This window comes from Paenibacillus sp. 481 (genome assembly GCF_021223605.1).
GTDB lineage: Bacteria > Bacillota > Bacilli > Paenibacillales > Paenibacillaceae > Paenibacillus_B.
On record NZ_CP075175.1, the window covers coordinates 4546334 to 4568108 of the forward strand.

The following is a 21775-nucleotide window of genomic DNA, read 5'->3' on the forward strand; positions in this document are numbered from 1 at the left end:
AACTTAGTGATCGTACAAAAAAAGGTACATTAGAGGAAACAGAGCACAACGAACCAACGAAAGCGAGGGAAATCCCGTGCTGCTCGACCAAATTCATCAACCTAGCGATTTAAAACGGTTGTCATTAGAACAATTGACACCGCTGGCAGCCGAAATTCGTCAATTCCTTATCGAAAATCTGTCAGCAACAGGCGGACATCTGGCACCGAATTTAGGCGTTGTCGAGCTGACGCTGGTCCTTCATTATTTGTATGATAGTCCTAAGGACAAATTTATATTTGATGTGGGACACCAAGCTTATGTACACAAAATTTTGACAGGGCGCAAAGATCGTTTTGATACACTGCGTCAATATAAAGGATTGTGTGGCTTTGTAAAGCGTTCAGAAAGTGAACATGATGTGTGGGAAGCAGGTCACAGTAGTACATCATTGTCTGCTGCGATGGGTATGGCTTTGTCACGAGATTATAAGGGCGAAGACAATAAAGTGGTCGCTATTATCGGTGACGGAGCTCTGACTGGCGGTATGGCGCTGGAAGCTTTGAACCACATTGGTCATGAAAAGAAAAACTTAATGGTCGTGTTGAACGACAATGAGATGTCTATAGCGCCAAACGTTGGCGCGCTACACAATTACTTGTGCAAAATTCGATCTGACCGTCATTACGTGAAAGCGAAAGAAGAAGTCGAGCAACTGCTCAAAAAAATTCCGGCTATCGGTGGGAAGCTGGCTAAGACAGCAGAACGTTTGAAAGACGGATTTAAATATTTGGTCGTCTCAGGTATGTTGTTTGAAGAGTTTGGCTTCACGTACTTAGGTCCGGTTGACGGTCACGATATGGAAAAAATGCTGGAAACGTTCAAGCAGGCAGACCGTGTTGAAGGTCCAGTGCTCGTACACGTTGTGACGCGTAAAGGAAAAGGCTATTCTCCCGCTGAAGCGGATTCACATAAGTGGCACGGCATTACGCCTTACAAGATGGAGTCAGGCCAGCCTGTAAAATCCGTCGGCAACCCGATGTATACGGAAGTGTTTGGAAACGCGCTCATAGAGCTAGCGGAGCAAGATGATCGCATTGTTGCGGTCACGCCTGCAATGCCAGGCGGTTCTGGATTACTCAAGTTTGCAGAGAAGTTTCCAGGCCGGATGATTGATGTCGGCATTGCGGAACAGCACGCAGCAACGATGTGTGCGGCATTGGCGATGGAAGGAATGAAACCGGTATTTGCGGTTTACTCCACGTTCTTACAACGTGCCTATGATCAAGTCGTGCACGATATTTGCCGTCACGGCGCAAACGTTGTTTTTGCGATAGACCGTGCAGGATTTGTGGGCCCGGATGGCGAAACTCATCAAGGGGTGTACGATATTTCGTTTATGCGTCACATTCCGAACATCGTGTTAATGATGCCTAAGGATGAAAATGAGCTTCGTCATATGATGAAGACCGCGTTTGATTACGAAGCAGGCCCCATTGCAATTCGTTATCCACGGATCAATGGGGTTGGAGTCCCGTTTGACGACATCATGACACCAATTCCGATCGGAAAATGGGAAACCGTTCGCGAAGGCGACCATGCGGTCGTGCTTGCGATTGGACCGATGATTCAAATTGCAGAAGAGGCAGCAGAATTGTTGAAGCGCGAAGGCGTACAGCTTCGCGTCGTAAATGCTCGCTTTATTAAGCCACTTGATGATGCAATGCTTACTCAGCTGGCTAAAGAGCGTCTGCCTATTTTCACGATGGAGGAAACGTCAATGCCTGGCGGATTCGGCAGTGCAGTCTTGGAGTTCTACGCGGAGCGCAATGTGCACGACGTCATCGTGAAGCCACTTGCTGTACCGGACTGCTTTGTGGAGCACGGTAGCATCAAGGAACAGCGTGCGGAAGTTGGACTTACCGCCGAGCGCTTAGTGAACGAGGTGCGGACCATTTTATTTGCTCGTGGCGATAATCGTTTATCACGAGCTTAGTATGAAGTAAAGACAGGAGTTAAGCATGTCTACAGCAAAGGAACGCATAGATGTCCTGCTCGTTGAGCAGGCTTACTTTGAAAGCAGAGAGAAAGCGAAAGCTGCCATTATGGCAGGGCTTGTCCTCGCTGATCAAGAACGAATCGAGAAGCCGGGGATGAAAATTCCCCGCACGGCTTCGATTACCGTCAAAGGTGCACCCCATCCGTATGTAAGTCGGGGTGGCTTGAAGCTGGAGAAAGCGATCAAAGCATTTGATCTTGCTTTCGAAGGGACGGTCATGCTTGATATCGGCTCATCAACAGGCGGTTTTACGGATTGTGCGCTACAAAATGGCGCGTCCACCGTATACGCGATTGATGTCGGCTACAACCAACTCGATTGGTCATTGCGTAACGATGAGCGGGTCATTGTTATGGAACGAACTAATTTTCGTTATATGGAACCCGAACATTTGCAAGGACCACAGCCGGATACGGCAACGATTGATGTATCATTTATCTCGTTGAAGTTAATTTTGCCGCCGCTCAAGCAGCTGCTTCATAAGCCAGGGCGTGTCATCGCGCTTATTAAGCCTCAATTTGAAGCAGGCCGTGACAAAGTGGGTAAATCCGGTGTCGTGCGTGAGCCAAGCACGCATGAGCAAGTGTTGCGTCAGGTGCTTGATTTTGCAGCTGAGCTTGGGTTTAAGCTTGAAGGATTAACTTACTCACCGATTACGGGTGGAGAAGGAAACATTGAATTTTTAGCTTACTGGAACGTTCCAGTTGAGCATGCAGAAGCAGAAGCGACCACGATTAACTACGTAGCTCGGGAGCATATCGCAGAGGTTGTACGCAACGCGAACTCGACCTTCCGTTCGTCATAATTGATTGCATCTATTATGCAGCAGAGGAAACTCATCCGAGAAGCCACTTAACGGATGAGTTTCTTTTGCTGAACGCTGAAATCACCGAGGTGGGCCATGCTATGTTAGCAGACCTTTGGGTAATGGTACTCATTTTAATAGGAGTCTCGATATGGGTTTATTACGGTGTTCGTCAATATTTTAAAGAACCTGAACCTATGGAGAACGTTTATTTGAGCGATCGTTTTCCACAAGATGATGACGTGATTGCAATGATTGAGCAGGCAGGTTATGAAATTATTGGCGGCAAATATTTTGTACCTCTTTCTTTTTCAGTTGATCATCATGGGGCAGAAGCAAACCGACTTTGGATTGATATGATTGTGAGGCGTGAAGGAAGTTGGTATCCCGTGCGTATCATACGTGAGCGTATGCATATCGAATGGAGTGCGAGCGGTATGCGCAAGCATTGGTCAGCATATTTTGCGATATATCCAGATTGCGATGGTATAATCATTGTAGATATGGTGGAACAAAGATTAAGAGTTGTACGTATGGAATGGGGAGACCCGCAAACATAACGTAACCAACTGAATCAACATCTATGTGGAGGTACACATGAAAGGTCAACGTCATATTAAAATACGTGAAATTGTGATGAATCAGGACATCGAAACACAAGATGAATTGGTCGATTCGTTGCGCAATGCAGGCTTTCACGTTACGCAGGCAACCGTGTCGCGCGATATGAAAGAACTACATCTTATTAAAGTGCCAATGGACAATGGCAGATATAAATACTCACTTCCGATTGATCAGCGCTTTAATCCTGCGCAGAAGTTGAAGCGTACATTGTTGGACAGCTTCATCAGCATTGATTTTACGGAGAACTTGATTGTGATGAAATGTCTTCCCGGCACTGCAAATGCTGTTGCTGCGTTGATGGATTCAATCGAGTGGCCGGAAATTATGGGGACCGTGTGCGGTGACGACACGATTCTTATTATTTGCCGAACGAAGCAAACGAGTCAAAAAGTAGTCGACCAAATTATGAGTTACATTTCTTAGAACATTTCATTTCTGTCAGGGGCAAGGAGGAAACAGGATGTTAGTTGCTTTATCCATTCGTAACTTAGCGGTAATCGAATCGATCCAATTGCAATTTCATCAAGGTTTTCATGTGTTAACGGGTGAAACAGGAGCCGGAAAATCCATTATTATCGATGCCCTTGGGCTTATCGGCGGGGCAAGAGGCTCCGCCGATTTTGTGCGTTACGGAACGGAGCGTGCCGAAGTGGAGGCTTCTTTCGATATGCCGATCGATCATCCGGTATGGGATACGATTCAACAGCTTGGCATCCATGCTGAGCGTGAGGAATTGCTTATTATTAGGCGGGAGCTGTCCGTGCAAGGAAAGAGCTTGTGCCGGATCAATGGCAACATGGTCAATTTGACGATGCTGCGCGAGATCGGAGAAATGCTTATTAATATCCATGGTCAGCATGAGCATCAATCCTTGCTGAAAGTGGATAAGCATTTAGATTGGTTGGATGCTTATGGCGGCAGTGAGCTAACGGCGAAAAAGGAACACTATCGTGAAGCGTATGGCTGTTTTATGGCTTTGCAGCGCGAGTTAGAGCAGTTAAAGCAGACGAGCCAACAAGCTTATCAAATGCTTGATTTATATCGTTTTCAAATTGAAGAGTTGTCAGGAGCCAAGCTGCAAGTGGGCGAGGACGAATCTTTAAGTGAAGAACGACGCAAACTAGCTAATGCCGAAAAGTTGATGGATACGGTCAGCACGGCGTATGAAAAAGTGTATGGTCAGGGAGCACTCGATTCCGTTAGCGTAGCTTTGTCTAAGCTGGAAGAAGTACTTGCTTATGATACGGTTCATTTCCAGCCGATCATCGAACAGTTGCAAAGCGCTTTTTACCAATTGGAAGATGTCGCTTTCCAATTGCGGGATTATCGCGCAGGCATTGAATTCAATCCGGCCAGACTCGATCAAATCGAGGATCGGCTTGATGCACTCCATTCATTGAAGCGAAAATATGGCTCAACCGTTGAGGACATGCTGCAATATTTGCTGCATATTCAGTCTGAAACAGACAAGATTGAGAACAAAGATGAACGAATCGAGAAAATGGAGCGGGAAGCTGCTGAGCGCTTAGTTGGCTTAGTGAAGCGTGCGCAGACGCTGACAGATGCACGGCGTGAGCTGGCGGATGAATTGACAGGGCGTATCGAGCAAGAACTAAAACATTTACATATGGAGCGTACACGGCTTGATGTCCGGCTGGACAAGCTACAAGGTGCTAACGGGTATGAGGTCGATGGAGTATCTGTTCGTTTTACAAAGCAGGGCTGGGATGACGCTGAATTTTTAATTTCACCGAATCCAGGCGAGCCGTTGCGACCGCTTCATAAGATTGCATCAGGCGGGGAATTGTCCCGTATTATGCTGGCGTTGAAGACGATTTTTGCAGAAGTGGATCGTATTCCGGTACTCGTCTTTGATGAAGTCGATACAGGCGTTAGCGGTAGAGCGGCGCAAGCGATTGCTGAAAAATTAGCCGAGGTTGCCCGCAGCGGACAAGTGTTCGCGATTACGCATTTGCCACAGGTTGCGTGCATGGCCGACCATCAATATTATATTGAGAAACAAGTTCGAGATGACCGTACTTCCACGCAAGTAACCGAGTTAAATGAAGACGGACGAGTAACCGAATTGGCACGTATGCTTGGTGGGGTGGAAGTAACAGAAAAAACTTTACATCATGCACAAGAAATGCTTAAGTTGGCTGAAAGACAAAAAGGTGCGTAATTCAAGGGTTTGAGGAATCATTTTCACTCATAAAACGTTGGGGTCGAGGTTAACTTAAGGTTACGAAATGGGCGATGACCTTTTTCGTCAAGCTTCCGCCAAAGGAGTGTGAACCTTTGAACCCCAACGTAAAACGGCTATTCGGTCTTGCGCTTGTCATTATGGTTTGTTTTTGTTGTACGACAGCACCGTTTCGCACTTATGCTGCATTACCGAATCAGCTGCGATTATTTGAAGGTCAGCAGAAGCAATTGGCCTTGGTCATGCCCGTTCACGCGCAAGCGACGGTGGACCGCCCAGATATTTTGCAAGTGAATGGACACGATCGTCCATCTTTACGTTTGTCGCCACAGCAACCCATTTCGCTGCAATCGAAGCAATCCGGTCAAGCGAAGTTAAGGTTGAAAATATTCGGCGGCATTCCGTTCAAAACGTTAAAAGTAAACGTTGTACCTGATTTACGTGTGATCCCAGGGGGTCAGACGATCGGTGTCAAAGTAAAATCAGCGGGTATTCTTGTCGTGGGACACCATCTTGTGCGCGTAGGAGTCGACAAGAAAACATCACCTGGTGAAGATGCAGGTGTGCAACTAGGCGATCTTATTGTCAGTATGGACGGAACACGCCTTAATGACGTCACAAAAGTGTCTGATATTGTGCGTCGTGCGGGGGAGAACAAAAAGCCGATTGATTTAATTATTCGCCGTGGTCAGACGGAAGTGAAGACGAAGCTGAATCCTGCTTATGACGATGAGGATAAGACGTGGCGACTCGGCCTTTATATTCGGGACTCTGCGGCAGGGGTAGGTACACTAACGTTCTATGCGCCTGATCAAGGCGTTTACGGAGCGCTTGGCCATGTCATCACCGATATGGATACGCAAACGCCGATTGTTGTCGGCCAAGGTGAAATTGTGCAGTCTAACGTAACGTCCATTTCCAAGAGTCAAAATGGAGAGCCTGGTGAGAAGCGGGCACATTTTTTAAAGGAAAGTCGTGTCCTAGGTAACATCGAGCGTAATACGCCGTTTGGCATTTTTGGTAAGATGAAAGCGAATCCTGAGCATAGCTTGTACAAAGAAGCGATTCCAGTCGCTTTTAATGAGGAAGTGCAGGAAGGCCCAGCTGAAATGCTTACTGTCGTCAACGGTCAGCAAATCGAGCGCTACAAGATTGAAATCGTGCATGTGACACGGCAGTCTTCAGCCGCGACAAAAGGTATGGTCATTCGGGTTACAGATCCTCGTCTGCTGCAAAAAACAGGCGGAATTGTGCAGGGCATGAGCGGCAGCCCGATTATTCAAAACGGCAAGCTTATTGGAGCTGTCACGCATGTGTTTGTAAATGATCCTAGTTCTGGATATGGCTGCTTTATCGAATGGATGTTACAAGATGCAGGGATTGTACTTACACCGTCAAAATCAACGCAGGGGAAAGCGAGCTAATTTTAGTCGCCTTCCTCTTTTTTATCGAAGTCAGCGGATAAAATGTCGAACAAATTCGAATAGTGTAGCATTAAGACATAAATTAATCATTATAAAATATTTTTCTAAAAAAATAAAGAAAAATTATATTCGACAGAAGGATTTCAATATATGATGTCGAATAACTAGTCTTAGGAAAAACAAAACGTCACAATTGTGGTTTAGGATGACGATTCAAACGCGAAACTTGGTATAAAGGGAGGATCCGATGTTGCAAAAGATTGAGGTATTGTTAGCGGATGACAACCGAGAATTTACGAACTTATTAGCAGACTTTTTGTCTGAACAGGAAGATATGGAAGTTGCGGGCGTAGCCTATAATGGTGAAGAGGTGCTTCAGTTCCTGGAACAAACGAGAAATGTGCCGGATGTACTCATTCTCGATATTATTATGCCACATTTAGACGGCCTAGGTGTGCTAGAACGCTTGCGCAATCTCAACTTGTCTCCGCAGCCTAAAATCATTATGCTCACTGCTTTTGGTCAAGAGAGCATAACGCAACGCGCCGTTCAACTCGGGGCATCCTATTACATATTGAAGCCGTTTGACATGGACGTATTAGCGAGCCGCATTCGTCAGTTAGCGGGTGTGACTATGGCCTCATCAGTGACAAGCTCAAGCACAAGCTCGCTGATAAGCTCAATGTCGAAGTCAAATGTGGTGCCACTCGGCAAAACGAAAAATTTGGATGCGAACATCACGTCCATCATTCATGAAATTGGTGTTCCTGCACATATTAAAGGCTATCAGTATTTGCGTGAAGCGATTACGATGGTGTATAACAATATCGAAATTTTGGGTTCGATTACGAAGACCCTTTATCCGGCGATTGCCGAGAAATATAAGACGACACCAAGCCGTGTCGAACGCGCGATCCGCCATGCGATTGAGGTGGCGTGGACACGTGGTAACATCGACAGCATTAGCCGTTTGTTCGGCTATACGATCAATATTAGCAAGTCGAAGCCTACCAATAGCGAATTTATTGCGATGGTCGCTGACAAGCTGCGGATTGAGCATAAGGTAAGTTAGCTGTAGAGGTGTGTAAAGGTTTGAACGTTCTTTGTCATTAACAAGGACACTTGAGAAAATTAAAATGTAATTCAAAACTACCACTCGTATATTGGTCTTCCATGAAGCCGATAAACAAGTGGTAGTTTTTATAATGGGAAATGGTACTCAAAAGTTAAGCTGCTATATATTAAAATGAGAATATATGTTCTATAAAATGTATTCAAATAATGAAAATAATTTAACCTAGAAAGGGGATGGTGGTTTGGAGATTATCCATTACCTCATAATAGCCCTGCTTATTGTTTGTGTAATAATACTTAGGAAGAAAATAAAAAAATTCAGATGGGAAGTTGAGTCCTGCAAGGAAGACAATGATAAACTAGATGAGGTAAATCACAAATTACATGCTCAAAATATTATGGATAAAGAGACGATTGAGCAATTAGAAGTATCGATAGCCAACCTAAAAAATGCCTTGAGTTACAAATTAAAAGATGGTTTTAAACCACATTTTTTTACTTGCGTACTTAAAGGTGGGCAAAGTATCGTTATCTTATTTGAAGAAGAATTGGAATATTCCCATGAATTCCAACAAAAATTAAAGAACAGTAATCCTAATGCTAGTTCACTAAAACGTTGTAGGGACTTAAAATGCATTGTGTTTATAGATCGTGTGCAACAAAGACCTCTAATCATGGATAGTATTTATGCAGGGGAAGCTAGTGTCAAATTAACAGATATCAATTGTGGGCATTACAAAAACCGTGGGGTTGGTTCATTTGTTGTGGATCATTTATGTACGGTTTTAAAAGGAATGGGAGTGGAAAGTGTAGATGCATCTCTGTCAACAGTCGATTATCGTAATAAAAAGAAGTTATATAACTTTTATGTGACCAAAAATGGATTTGAGTTGATTAGAGATTTAACTGAAGACGAATGGGGACATGTATCTAAAAAGTTAAGCTAATATCTTATCACTACATAGCCTATTGCCATCGTATTTACAGAATATTTGTCTATATCAACCCAAACGAATAAGAGGATTTTCAATTCTAAAAGTTGTAGTTCACACCTGTGGATTATGATTGGTAACGTTAACTATCTTCATATATCGACATCTTGAATGTTAAATAAGTTAATGGAACCCGCGGAGGCACTTAAGAATGGTGTCTTCGCGGGTTATTTACTGACCATACAAAATATGGTTTACACGCATTGGCGAAGGTGATACATTGGAGTAGATGTATGAATTTGGAACTTATCTACGAAAGGTGGAGTTAGCAATGGTAATGTTGATTCACTATGAGGATATTCAAACCTATCCGCACCGATAGGAGTTATGCTAATTCTTAATTTGCTTGAATACAGTTAGCAGAACCTCCTTACTATTCAATATGAAGCATTTCACTCATTGAAATGGGGGCGAACAGCGCCCCGAAGGAGATACGTATGTCTGAACAAATAACTCAAATGAATGGAATTGAAATATGCTCAGAGAGTTTCGGCAATCCGGCTGATCCTCCAGTCCTGCTGATTATGGGAGCCATGTGCTCGATGGTGTATTGGGATGCGGAGTTCTGTCAGCGATTAGCCGATACGGGACGATATGTGATTCGATACGATAATCGAGATGTCGGACGATCCACGACTAACGAACCCGGGAAGCTTGAATATAACGCGGTAGATATGGCTAATGATGCGGTGGGAGTACTCGATGCTTATGGGATAGACCAAGCGCATATCGTTGGATTGTCATTGGGTGGAATGATTGCCCAACTAATTTCCGTAAACCATCCGCAAAGAGTTCTAACCATAACGATGATTGGGACCGGTAGCATTTTTGAATCGGAACTGGACAATGAAGAAGTGCCTCCGATGGATGAGCGGATACTGGCTTACCATGCAAGCGGAGCTGAGCTGGATTGGTCAGATGACGAGGTGGTAGCGAATTACTTGGTTAAGGGCTCAAGCTTGCTCTGTGGTTCAGGCCATAGGTTTGATGAGCAAAGAGCGTATAAGCTGGCATTAACAGAAATTAAACGGGCTAACCATTTGCTCAGTATGTACAATCATGCCCTTCTTGGAAGTTCTGGTCCCTATGAAGGAAGCTTAAAAGATATTGCAGTCCCTGCACTGGTCATCCACGGGACGGAGGACACCGTGTGTCATTTTGGGGGTGCTACAATTCTTGTAAATGAAATCTCTGATGCATCCTTATTAGCGCTCGAAGGTACGGGGCACGAGATTCATTTCGATGATTGGGACCAGATCATTGACGCGATTGTGAAGCATACTTCAGTCGTGTAAGCATTATATTTTGAACGGAAATAACGAAATAAACAGATGAAACAAGTGAGGGTTGCAAGTTCGGTGAAGCGAATTTGTAGCCCTTTTTGTAGCCCTTATTGTATTGAGCATGTCTCTGTCGAACAAGTCATTTAGCTGATGATTAATCGTTGTTAGCCGTGAGGCACCAGTAAGAGGTGAAGGGGAAAATGGCATGTTAAAATAACCATTATTCAGTCGAAAAAACGTAGTCAAGGGAGTGAAATTAGGATGGTTGATCCATTTACACCAAAGCAGAGCAAGCAATTTACCGAACATATTGCGCTTGGCAATAAGATGCGTGAATTGCTAGGTCCTGATGTCCCATTTGCTGGGGAGGAGGTAGAAGATGAAATTAGCTTTATGCAAGCCGTGCTGGAGTTAATTGACGATCCGTGTCAGATTCCAAGCCGAGATGCAATCGACTTTGAGACTGCCGTAACGGCTATTCAGTTAGGTCTAACGGGTGTGGAACCGCCAAATGAAGGTGGAGGATTTACTGTTTTTGTACCAGTCAGCTTGAAGACCGATTATACAAACGTAGATCTAGTCAGAAAGCTAGTAAACGTAATCGTATCCTACGACGAGGAAATCATCATGACGGTTACCGTAGATGTACAGAACGATTTGATACACAAAGAAGGAAGCTTCGAGCAGGTATTGCATTTAGAGAAATACGGCATTACGGAAGAGAGAACGATGGAACGAATTAAGGAGAAGGCTGAGTTTTTTGTTCAAAATAACATATCTGATCCAAGCTCATATTTTATTAGTTGAAATATTCTTTTTATAAAAAAGTGTGTGATTATGAAGTAGATTCATATGTGAATGTCGTCTTATTAAGTAAAAGGCTTCATCAAATGGCGAATGTGCCCCGCGGAATGGACGCTTTGAAAGGTGACACTCTGCGTTTTTTTTACATAAAAAATGGTTAAATAAATGGCAATCGTAAATCTTTGTGTTACGACTGAAAATTTGCTAAATTATATAGGCTGTTCTCAACGGCTAAACTACTAGTTGCCTTACTGCCTAGCTACTTAACGGTTCAACTGCTTGACTTCAACTTAAGAATAACCATACGCGAGAAAGGATCAGCTATGAATACTTACTTAGTTCCGCTTCAATACGCTTTTCTGACATTTCCGATCGTGGCATTTATGTTGACGATACCCTTTTTAATTGTTCAATATCGAACATACGGGTATGTGAACAAAATGAGATCGTTTGTCCTTTTTTCATTTTTGTTATATTGCATCTCCGCTTATTACTTAGTTATTTTGCCGCTGCCCCAAAATTTAGACAACTGTGTAGACTTAAAGCGGGGTGCTGTGTTTGAACAATGGGTTCCCTTTAATTTCGTTAATGACTTTTTGAAGGAGACGCGTGTTGATTGGTCAAATCCGGCCAGTTACGTACACTTGTTGAAAGAAAGAGCCTTTCTACAAGCCTTTTTCAATGTTGCCTTAACGATTCCGTTAGGTATTTATATGCGCTATTACTTTAGAAGGTCGTTTGTACAAACGGTGCTGGTTGCCTTTGCAGTCGCGATTTTCTTTGAAGTGACACAGCGCACAGGATTGTACGGATTGTACGAATGCCCCTATCGATTGCTCGATGTCGATGATCTCATCTTAAATACGTCGGGCGGTATAATCGGCTTTATTATTGCTCCAATTATTACGTATTTTTTGCCTCGTGCAGATGAAATGGATGCCAATGTTGATTTGAAAGCGAAGACCGTCGGCTTTATTCGCCGCGGAATTGCACTTGGTATTGATTATTTGGTCCTTATTTTCTGTGTAGGTATCGCGAACATTATCCTTCATCTAGGTTGGAGTAGTACGTTCGATTATTCGTTTTCGCTTGAATCTAACGCGATATTTTTAGCGTTGTTTGTGCTCATTTACTTTATGATTGTTCCGACGTTTACGAATGGTAAAACATTTGGTAAATGGATGACACGGATTCAAGTCCAAAAAGACGATGTAGCCGAGGGACAAAAAAGGATTACGTTTATCGCGTTATTTAAACGCTACGGTTTGCTTTATTTCGGTATTTACGGTGTCAATTATGCGATTGGATTGGCGTTAAATGCCGACCTTCATACAACGATAGATGGTATCGTGATGATGCTGCTTGGATTAGCATGGTTCGTGTTTAATGGGATTTGGGTTGTTCACTTGCTACTGCATCTATTTAAGAAAGATAAGCGATTGTTCTATGAAAAAATGAGCCGCACGCGCAACGTGATCACGATTCCCAACCGTATGCGCCCGTATCAGCCTGATGGGGAGCCCCATTTGGAGATGAATGATGGGCAAGTTATTGACGTGAATCAGCGCAAAGCGGATGTTCAAGATCAAGTTCGCCAGCATGAGATGTCCATGTTCAACACATCTTCGATTGACGTAAGAGACGTTAGTTCGGAAGGTCATGCTAAGCAACCTGAACTTCCTATCGAAGACGTTCAAGAAGAACGTCAAGCAATACCTAATCAGGAACGTTTAGTGGAACAAGAAATGGAGCGGCTTAGAGCTCGGATCGCGCAATCATCTGAGTCGACTCAGCGGCCTCAGTCATCACGGGAACGTCAACAAAATCGCAACGAACACGGAGATTGAGACAGCTCTAGCTATGTTATGATTTGTGCGCACTCTAGGTTCCGCCTGTACGGCTAAAATCGCACCAAATGCCAATCCTCTGACTATAATGATTGAGACAGAAAGAGGCAGAAAGGCGGTTTGGGTGATGCGTCGGAAGCGAGATCGAAGGTCAAAAACGAATAAAAGCGTTTCGCGGCGGCATCCAGCTATTTCGAATGCCAAAAATAAAGCGAAATCAGCTAGACAACCTATCGAGCCGCCGCCAACGCTCCCGCCACCTGAACCGACACCACCGCTTATACCGATTACGGTACAGAAGGTCGCCATTATTGCAGCGGTAATTACAGAGTGGCTGTTCGTTGAATCGGTTATCGTCAATCGAAATGGAACCGTCCAAGTCATTTTAGGTGGTAATTTTAACGAAAAAAGTCCGTTTAACCCTGAATTGCTGCATAGTAATGAATTGGCTGTGCTTGAAGCTCTGGAGACTAGTAATATCACATTGCAACAGGATATTATACCTGAAGAGGCGGCTGCTACGATTCAATCAATGCGTGATGATGAGCAGCAAGAACATTATGAACATCATGAATGCCATGAACATCATGAACAGGACACGAAGGGGCCTATATTTAGGCCGAGTCATACGAAGCGATCATTACCGCGTCAAGCTAAGGCGCGACGTAAACGCCAAATGAAGCATCGAGCAAGACGCAACCGTGTGAAGCGAAAAAAGATACATTTGTATAGATAGCAAATAAATAAAAATCCCCATGTCAGATTTAACGTATCGTGACATGGGGATTTTTTAGTCGTATTAATCTACTCATTGTTCTGAGTTGGGGTGGTAGAAGCTGAACGCTTAATAATAGGGCCTGCTGGCCGAGGTTTCTTGGTACGAAAGCGGGACGCGACATAATTACGTTTCTTGTCACGGTAAAATACCCAACCTCCAATAAAGAACGCTCCTAGCAAAAATAAGACAAGCCCGCCTAAAAAGAGCAGCCAACTGAACGATGGGTCGACAATCTTATCATTTCCTGAATCGACTATGTAATTGTAAATCGAGTCTTTCATCAGCAAAAAACCGTAAGTTGCTGCTAATCCTGGAATGACAAGCATAATAATAGCTATAAAACGAGATAGAGTTGTTTTCATATGTAATCACCTGTTAAAAAATTATGCTTCGTTATCATCTTACCTTGCTTCACCGCAGATGTCTAATCTTTTAAAGTAGACGCTCGTGATATGACATCTGACATTTGTTGGTCATCTAAAAAGAGAGTACAATAGAGGCAGCTTGACACTCGAAGGGATGGGAAATGGATGACGAAGCAAACCAATGTAGCTGTTCTAGGCGGAGGAACAGGTGGATATATTGCGGCCATCGCGGCAGCACAAGCGGGACTTGAGGTCGTTGTAATTGAACGTGAGCAGTTAGGTGGGACTTGCCTACATCGTGGCTGTATCCCGACCAAAGCGTTGCTGCGCAGCGCAGAAGCTTATGTGCAAGCGCAAGATAGCTCGCGCTTCGGTGTCGTAATCGAAGGTGTAAGTCTTAACTTCGAACGGGTACAGCAACGCAAGCAGGAAGTGGTGGAGCAGCTCCATCGTGGCATTCAATTTTTGATGAAAAAATATAACATTGAAGTGATCTATGGCAATGGTCGCGTTATGGGGCCTTCGATCTTTTCGCCGCAAAGCGGGTCGGTAGCGGTGGAGCTACCGGATGAGGAGTCCCTCACCATCGTGCCGCAACATTTGATTATTGCGACGGGCTCGCGGCCACGCCAACTGCAAGGTCTAGCAGCAGACGGTCAGCGAATCGTGACGAGTGATGAGGCGCTGCAATGGACGGAGCTACCATGCAGTGTCATTATCGTCGGTGGCGGTGTAATTGGCGTCGAATGGGCGTCGATGCTAGCTGATTTTGGGACAGAAGTCATCATTGTGGAAGCCGGAGCTAGACTCGTTCCGACGGAGGATGAAGACGTCGCCAAAGAGTTGGCACGCCAGTTGAAAAAAAGAGGCGTACGAATACATACGAACACTAAGCTTCAAGTGGAATCCGTACATACAGATGACGACGCTATCCATATTAGCGCAGAAGTAGCCGAGGGTAAGGAACTGCTACATCTCTCTGCGGAAAAGCTTCTAGTCTCTGTAGGACGACAAGCCAATGTAGACGGCATAGGACTAGAAAATACAGGCGTCCAGCTGGAAAATGGCTTTATCCGTGTCAACGAATCGATGCAAACGTCAGAGCCGCATATTTATGCAATCGGCGATGTGATAGGCGGTTTGCAGCTTGCCCATGCTGCATCCGCAGAAGGGCGTGTGGCGGTCGAGCATTTGACAGGGGGCAAGCCGGAAGCGTTGGACAAACATCGTATTCCACGCTGTATATATTCACGGCCAGAAGCAGCTGCTGTCGGGATGACGGAACATGAAGCCCGTCAGGCAGGAATTGACGTACGTATTGGCAAAGTGTCTTTTAAAGCAATCGGTAAGGCGGTTGTCCAAGGTGAGACAGATGGATTTGTCAAAGTCGTTATGGATGCAGCGACGAACGATCTGCTCGGTGTGCATATCGTGGGACCACATGCGACAGAGCTTATCGGTGAAGCTGCGTTAGCCAAGCTGTTGGATGCAACGCCATGGGAAGTTGGGCACGTCATTCATCCGCATCCATCGTTGTCTGAAATTATGAGCGAGGCGATGTGGGCGGCAGAGGGACGTGCCTACCACGGATAATAGTCGTACATGATGGTCGTATAACAGGGTACATGACGTTTATCATTTTATTTTTTTGAACGTTGGGAGTATAATGGGTTTAGGTTCAAGTCTTAGTACCTGGTATTATAATAACGAATAGCACGTGTTTTAACCTATTCACCCTTGATAGCGTGCATTCGAACCCAAAGGGGATGACTCCATGACACCTGAAACGACAGTCCGATTGCGGACAACGCATGAACAACTCGGTTTAACGAATGAGCAAGCTGTTGAGATGTACCGGATGATGCTGCTTGCACGTAAATATGATGAGCGCGCCTTATTATTGCAGCGGGCAGGCAAAATTAATTTTCACGTCTCCGGCATTGGTCAAGAGTCTGCTCAAGTGGCTTCAGCTTTTGCCTTAAATCGAGATAACGATTATTTCTTGCCTTATTATCGAGATTATGCATTTGTAATATCGGTCGGGATGACCGTACGTGAACTCATGCTGGCACTATTCGGAAAGGAAAGTGATCCGAATAGCGGCGGGCGTCAAATGCCAGGTCATTTCGGATGCAAAAGATTGCGAATTGTTACAGGCTCCAGTCCGGTGACGACACAAGTGCCGCATGCGGTAGGTATCGCATTAGCTTTGAAGATGCGAAAGCAGGCTGCGGTGTCATTCGTTACGTTTGGAGATGGATCAAGTAATCAAGGAGATTTCCACGAAGGTTGTAACTTTGCCGGTGTGCATAAACTCCCTGTCATTATCATGTGTGAAAATAATAAATATGCGATTTCTGTTCCTTTAGCCAAGCAGACCGCTGGTCAAATTAGTGACCGTGCACTGGGCTATGGTTTCCCAGGATTTAAGGTGGACGGGTGCGATGTCCTTGAGATGTATCGAGCTGTAAAGGAAGCGCGTGACCGTGCGATTCGCGGCGAGGGGCCGACCTTAATAGAAGCCGATATGTATCGTATTTCGCCGCACTCGACTTCTGATAACGATTTGGCATATCGAACCAAAGAAGAAGTTGATGCAAATCGTGAGCGTGACGGTTTGCCTAAATATAAACAATATTTGATGGATTGTGGCCTATGGAGTGAAGAGGCTGATCAGGAGCTACATGAGCAGTTGAAGACGATTATTGATGAGGCGCAGGCATTTGCCGAACAAGCTCCGTACCCAGCTCCGGAAAGTACGCTGAAGCATGTGTTTGCGGAGACGGAAGAGGGGGACGGATCATGGCGATAATGGAATACATTGATGCGATTCGTTTAGCGATGAAGGAAGAAATGGAGCGCGACGAGGAAGTGTTTGTCCTAGGCGAAGATGTCGGTGTTAAAGGCGGCGTATTTTCCACGACGAAAGGTTTGTATGAGCAGTTTGGTGAACAGCGTGTGCTGGATACGCCGTTGGCGGAATCGGCGATTGCGGGTGTAGCAATTGGTGCGGCTATGATAGGTATGAAGCCGATTGCGGAAATGCAATACTCGGACTTTATGTTTCCAGCTGCGAACCAAATCTTGAGTGAAGCTGCTAAAATTCGTTATCGTTCGAATAACGATTGGTCGTGTCCGATCGTGATCCGCGCCCCAATTGGGGGCGGAGTGTTTGGGGGCTTGTATCATTCTCAATGTCCAGAGTCGGTATTCTTCGGTACTCCTGGTCTTAAAATAGTCGCTCCATACACGGCCTATGACGCCAAAGGACTGCTCAAGGCAGCTATCCGCGACCCCGATCCGGTCCTATTTTTCGAAAATAAAAAATGTTATCGAATGGTAAAAGGCGAAGTTCCGGAACATGACTACATTGTTCCGATCGGAAAGGCAAATGTACTCCGTGAAGGTACGGATATTACTGTAATCGGCTACAGCCTGGCACTTCACTTTGCTTTACAGGCAGCAGAGGAACTAGAACGAGACGGGATAAGTGTGCATGTGCTAGATTTGCGTACGATCCAGCCTTTGGATAAGGAAGGTATTTTGGAAGCTGTAGCGAAGACGGGCAAAGTACTCATTATCCACGAAGACAACAAAACAGGTGGTATCGGTGCCGAAGTGTCAGCTATCATTGCGGAGGAACTGCTGTTCGAACTGGATGCACCTATTATGCGATTGTGTGGCCCGGATGTACCGGCTATGCCGTTTAGCCCGCCTTTGGAAAAGTTCTTTATGTTGAGTAAAGACAAAGCGAAGGAAGCGATGCGTCAACTGGCACAATTTTAAAGCGAACATCATTGTGCTAGTGACCGTATGCAGTTGGCGAGCAGGTAAACGGAGTCAGTGAGGCTGCTTGACCGTACAGAACAGGAGTGAAGCAGGATGTCTACACATACAAATTGGAAAGACGTCACGATGCCACAATTGGCGGAGTCACTCGTTAACGCGACGATTGGCAAATGGTTAAAACGCCCAGGTGAGTCGTTTGATGCATATGAGCCGATTTGTGAAGTGATAACCGATAAAGTTATAGCAGAACTGCCATCCACAGAGGCTGGCGTCATGCGTGATATTTTGGCGCAGGAGGGCGAAACCGTTGATGTTGGCGGTATTATTTGCCGCATTGAACCTGTTCAAGCGGTGAGCAGTAGCGCTGATAGTCGGGTAGCTCAAAGTCATATAGCTTCAACAAACGTAACGGCGTCAAACGTTCCGCATGATCAGTCGGGCAATTCCGCACGATCGATCGGGACACTCGACACGCAACATGCAGGACAACAGCCTATGGCCAATCGTTACTCTCCTGCCGTGTTGCGCTTGTCTAACGAGCACGGAATCGACCTGCTTAACGTTCAGGGGAGCGGTATTGGCGGGCGCATTACTCGCAAGGACGTTCTTACGTACATGGAACAAAGCGCTGCGGAGCATGTTGCAGCTAAGCAGGTGCAACAACCCTCGGCCTCAAGCGATACTGCGTATCATGTGCCTGTGCGCAATTCAGGCTTGCATCTTGCTGAATCGTCACGCATCCCGAACATAGTCGTAGAAGGCCAAACGGAGCTGGGTCATGGCGAGACATTCGTTGATATAACGCCAATTCGGCAAACGATTGCGAGTCGAATGCGACAAAGTGTCACCGAAATCCCGCATGCATGGACGATGATTGAAGTGGACGTTACGAATCTGGTGTTGCTGCGCAGCAAGCTGAAAGATGAGTTTATGCGTAAGGAAGGCATCAACTTGACCTATTTAGCCTTTGTACTGAAAGCGATTGTCAACGCGATTAAAGATTACCCGATTATGAACTCGGTCTGGGCTGTGGACAAAATTATTGTGAAGCGGGATATTAACTTATCGTTAGCCGTGGGCACGGAAGATTCCGTGATGACACCGGTTATTAAGCACGCTGATCAAAAAAACATTGCTGGACTAGCAAGGGAAATTGAAGAATTGGCCACGAAGACACGCGAAGGTCGCTTAACTTTACAAGATATGCAGGGTGGCACGTTTACGGTTAATAATACAGGTTCTTTTGGGTCTATCGCTTCTTATCCGATTATTAATTACCCCCAAGCTGCTATCATAACGTTCGAATCGATCGTCAAACGGCCTGTCGTTATTAACGACATGTTGGCCGTGCGCTCGATGGCCAATATGTGCTTGTCGCTTGACCATCGCATTTTGGATGGCGTCATATGCGGTCGCTTTTTGCAGCGTGTCAAAGAAAATTTAGAGAGCTATTCACTTGATACGAAATTATATTAATTCCATCTCAATTATAGTAAAATATAACGATAGACTTATGAATTGGACAGAAGAAAGTGTGAGATGATGATTCGTAACAGAGTGTTAAAGGTTCATACTTTTGAGAGCTTAGATTATGGACAAGCATGGGACATGCAAAAAAATGCGGTACGAGCTATCGACAAAGAGGGCGAGCAGGACACCATTTTTCTGCTTGAACATCCGCCTACGTACACGATTGGCTCCCAACGCAATCCCGAGCACTTGCTGCTAAGTGCTGATCAACTGCGCGAGCGAGGCATTGCTGTATATGAGATTGACCGCGGCGGTGACATTACGTATCATGGCCCAGGACAATTGGTCGGTTATCCGATCTTATTACTGGAAGGAACTCGTATTGACTTACACGGCTATTTGCGCGCATTGGAAGAAGCGATTATCCGTCTGTTAGCGTCCTATGGTATCGAGGGCAGTCGCAAACCCGAATACACAGGAGTCTGGATAGGTAATCGTAAAATTGCCGCGATCGGCGTAAAGTTCAATAAGTGCAGAGGTCGTCGGGGCTTCGTTACAAGTCATGGATTTTCTCTGAATGTAAAAAATGGCATCCAAGACGAAGGGTTTACGGGTATTGTTCCATGCGGTATTCGCGATTACGGCGTTACGTCGCTTGAGGAATGTACAGGTGAGACCTTCACGGTTGCACAAGTCGGGCAGCTTCTGCTCCCGTACTTATTGGAAGTGTTTGAATATGACGGCGCAGTACATGTTCAATAACCAATTAATAACAGCTATTAGACAAGCCATGCCGCTCGGCATGGCTTGTCTCTTGATGTAAAGATTGTTAAGATAGGAATTAGGTTAGTGCTTTTTAGCGACTTATTGACCGTAGAACAACGGCTCAAGAAGAAGTAGTAACGTCGAACCGATCATTGCAGCTAGCATCACGTATACGACTATTTTAAACCAACGGTTGGATTGCATGATCACAAAAGCTCCTTTCTTAGGCATTTCTATTAACAATTGAAATACGGAAATACACTACTATCTATTCTAACGAATCTTTTGTCTGGAGGAAAGAGTATGGTACAACCACAACGACTTGTTCAACATTTTGTTGATTTGGTGCAAGTAGACAGCGTAACGAAGCATGAACGTGAAATTGGCGATGTATTAAAGCAACAATTTTCCGATTTAGGCTTAGAGGTTGTTGAAGATAACACAGCTGCAGTTACAGGACACGCTGCAGGAAACCTGATCGTGACATGGCCAGCAACGGCGGGTGCGGAGAACGCGAAGCGTCTGTTCTTTACTTCCCATATGGATACGGTAACACCAGGTCTAGGTATAAATCCACAAATCGACGATGATGGATACATAACGAGCGACGGCACGACTATTCTTGGAGCGGATGACAAAGCAGGCCTCGCAGCTATGTTTGAAGCTATTCGTGTGATTCAAGAATCAGGCGAAGCGCACGGACAAATTCAGTTTATCATTACAGCAGGTGAAGAATCCGGACTTGTAGGTGCACGCGCGATGGATTCGAGCTATTTGCAAGCGGATCTTGGCTATGCCCTTGACTCGAACGGTGAGGTAGGTGCAATTGCAGTCGCAGCGCCTACACAAGCTAAAATCTCTATGAAAATTTATGGAAAATCCGCTCACGCAGGCGTAAATCCAGAAGACGGTATTAGTGCCATTCAAGTAGCAAGTAAAGCGATCGCACGCATGTCTCTTGGACGTATTGACCATGAAACGACAGCTAATATCGGTCGTTTTGAAGGTGGCGGTGCGACGAACATCGTATGCGATTTCGTTAAACTTGACGCTGAAGCACGCAGTATTGTACAAGATAAAGTTACGAATCAAGTCGCGGCCATGAAGGAAGCATTGGAATCTGCTGCACAGGAGCACGGTGCTCGTGCAGAGTTTGAGAGCGAAATCGTGTATCCGGCATTCAACTTCACGGAAAAGGATGAAGTTGTACAACTTGCAGCGCGTGCCATTGAGGATATTGGCGCGAACGTAAGCTTATTCCATTCCGGTGGTGGAAGTGACGCTAACGTCTTTAACGGCATGGGTGTGCCAACCGTAAACCTTGCGGTTGGTTACGAGCATATTCATACGACTAAAGAACGGATCCTCATTTCGGATCTGGTCAAAACGACTGAACTGGTCATTGCGATTGTTCGCCAAGCCGTAAAGTCAGCTTAATTTATCGATTTGAGCAAGTTAGCAATTAAAATAGGCTTGAACCTGATGCACTTGGATGTGCCATGGTTCAAGCCTTC

Annotated in this window: 20 protein-coding genes; 18 read left to right on the forward strand and 2 right to left on the reverse strand. The window is 45.2% G+C overall.

Annotated features, from left to right (window positions below; translation table 11 throughout):
* Positions 1-76: 76 nt before the first annotated feature.
* The 12 genes from dxs to KIK04_RS19995 all read left to right on the forward strand — a co-directional run bounded on the left by dxs (position 77) and on the right by KIK04_RS19995 (position 13830).
* The gene (gene dxs, locus KIK04_RS19940) at positions 77-1975 is read left to right on the forward strand and encodes a 1-deoxy-D-xylulose-5-phosphate synthase (protein WP_232275329.1); all 1899 of its coding nucleotides are present in this window, start codon (positions 77-79) and stop codon (positions 1973-1975) included.
* Between the two features lie 25 nt (positions 1976-2000).
* The gene (locus KIK04_RS19945) at positions 2001-2843 is read left to right on the forward strand and encodes a TlyA family RNA methyltransferase (protein WP_232275330.1); all 843 of its coding nucleotides are present in this window, start codon (positions 2001-2003) and stop codon (positions 2841-2843) included.
* A 101-nt stretch (positions 2844-2944) separates the two neighbouring features.
* Positions 2945-3403 carry a DNA-binding protein gene (locus KIK04_RS19950; RefSeq protein ID WP_232275331.1) on the forward strand — a complete coding sequence of 153 codons (459 nt, stop codon included), beginning with the start codon at positions 2945-2947 and terminating at the stop codon, positions 3401-3403.
* A gap of 37 nt (positions 3404-3440) precedes the next feature.
* A complete protein-coding gene (ahrC, locus tag KIK04_RS19955; RefSeq protein ID WP_232275332.1) occupies positions 3441-3890 on the forward strand; it encodes a transcriptional regulator AhrC/ArgR in 450 nt (149 codons plus the stop codon).
* 37 nt (positions 3891-3927) lie between these two features.
* Positions 3928-5649 carry a DNA repair protein RecN gene (recN, locus tag KIK04_RS19960; RefSeq protein ID WP_232275333.1) on the forward strand — a complete coding sequence of 574 codons (1722 nt, stop codon included), beginning with the start codon at positions 3928-3930 and terminating at the stop codon, positions 5647-5649.
* A gap of 116 nt (positions 5650-5765) precedes the next feature.
* Positions 5766-7094 carry a SpoIVB peptidase gene (spoIVB, locus tag KIK04_RS19965; RefSeq protein ID WP_232275334.1) on the forward strand — a complete coding sequence of 443 codons (1329 nt, stop codon included), beginning with the start codon at positions 5766-5768 and terminating at the stop codon, positions 7092-7094.
* Positions 7095-7344: 250 nt separating this feature from the next.
* Positions 7345-8166 (forward strand): sporulation transcription factor Spo0A, encoded by an 822-nt coding sequence (gene spo0A, locus KIK04_RS19970; protein ID WP_232278830.1) that lies wholly within the window; start codon positions 7345-7347, stop codon positions 8164-8166.
* A 244-nt stretch (positions 8167-8410) separates the two neighbouring features.
* The gene (locus KIK04_RS19975) at positions 8411-9115 is read left to right on the forward strand and encodes a hypothetical protein (protein WP_232275335.1); all 705 of its coding nucleotides are present in this window, start codon (positions 8411-8413) and stop codon (positions 9113-9115) included.
* Between the two features lie 482 nt (positions 9116-9597).
* On the forward strand, positions 9598-10455 hold the full coding sequence (locus tag KIK04_RS19980) for an alpha/beta fold macrolide esterase (RefSeq protein ID WP_232275336.1): 858 nt from the start codon (positions 9598-9600) through the stop codon (positions 10453-10455).
* Between the two features lie 249 nt (positions 10456-10704).
* Positions 10705-11250, forward strand: coding sequence for a hypothetical protein (locus KIK04_RS19985; RefSeq protein WP_232275337.1), 546 nt, complete (start codon positions 10705-10707; stop codon positions 11248-11250).
* A 320-nt stretch (positions 11251-11570) separates the two neighbouring features.
* Positions 11571-13094, forward strand: a complete 1524-nt coding sequence (locus KIK04_RS19990; protein ID WP_232275338.1) for a VanZ family protein — start codon at positions 11571-11573, stop codon at positions 13092-13094.
* Positions 13095-13182: 88 nt separating this feature from the next.
* Positions 13183-13830, forward strand: a complete 648-nt coding sequence (locus tag KIK04_RS19995; RefSeq protein ID WP_232275339.1) for a hypothetical protein — start codon at positions 13183-13185, stop codon at positions 13828-13830.
* Positions 13831-13898: 68 nt separating this feature from the next.
* Here KIK04_RS19995 and KIK04_RS20000 read toward each other — a convergent pair whose 3' ends face one another.
* Positions 13899-14234: a DUF2627 family protein gene (locus KIK04_RS20000; protein WP_232275340.1), complete on the reverse strand. Its 336-nt coding sequence runs from the start codon at positions 14232-14234 to the stop codon at positions 13899-13901.
* A 168-nt stretch (positions 14235-14402) separates the two neighbouring features.
* Between KIK04_RS20000 and lpdA the strand changes: the two genes are divergently transcribed.
* The 5 genes from lpdA (at position 14403) to lipB (ending at position 20258) form a co-directional block, all read left to right on the forward strand.
* Positions 14403-15830, forward strand: coding sequence for a dihydrolipoyl dehydrogenase (gene lpdA / locus KIK04_RS20005; RefSeq protein WP_232275341.1), 1428 nt, complete (start codon positions 14403-14405; stop codon positions 15828-15830).
* A 181-nt stretch (positions 15831-16011) separates the two neighbouring features.
* Positions 16012-17049: a thiamine pyrophosphate-dependent dehydrogenase E1 component subunit alpha gene (locus KIK04_RS20010; RefSeq protein ID WP_232275342.1), complete on the forward strand. Its 1038-nt coding sequence runs from the start codon at positions 16012-16014 to the stop codon at positions 17047-17049.
* Positions 17040-18023: an alpha-ketoacid dehydrogenase subunit beta gene (locus KIK04_RS20015; protein WP_232275343.1), complete on the forward strand. Its 984-nt coding sequence runs from the start codon at positions 17040-17042 to the stop codon at positions 18021-18023. The genes KIK04_RS20010 and KIK04_RS20015 overlap by 10 nt, the downstream gene beginning before the upstream one ends.
* A 96-nt stretch (positions 18024-18119) precedes the next feature.
* Positions 18120-19502, forward strand: a complete 1383-nt coding sequence (locus tag KIK04_RS20020) for a dihydrolipoamide acetyltransferase family protein (RefSeq protein WP_232275344.1) — start codon at positions 18120-18122, stop codon at positions 19500-19502.
* 69 nt (positions 19503-19571) lie between these two features.
* A complete protein-coding gene (gene lipB, locus KIK04_RS20025) occupies positions 19572-20258 on the forward strand; it encodes a lipoyl(octanoyl) transferase LipB (RefSeq protein WP_442951185.1) in 687 nt (228 codons plus the stop codon).
* Positions 20259-20360: 102 nt separating this feature from the next.
* On the opposite strand, the gene prli42 is transcribed toward lipB, so the two are convergent.
* On the reverse strand, positions 20361-20465 hold the full coding sequence (gene prli42 / locus KIK04_RS20030; protein WP_232275345.1) for a stressosome-associated protein Prli42: 105 nt from the start codon (positions 20463-20465) through the stop codon (positions 20361-20363).
* A gap of 99 nt (positions 20466-20564) precedes the next feature.
* Between prli42 and KIK04_RS20035 the strand changes: the two genes are divergently transcribed.
* A complete protein-coding gene (locus KIK04_RS20035; protein WP_232275346.1) occupies positions 20565-21698 on the forward strand; it encodes a M20/M25/M40 family metallo-hydrolase in 1134 nt (377 codons plus the stop codon).
* Positions 21699-21775: the final 77 nt, after the last annotated feature.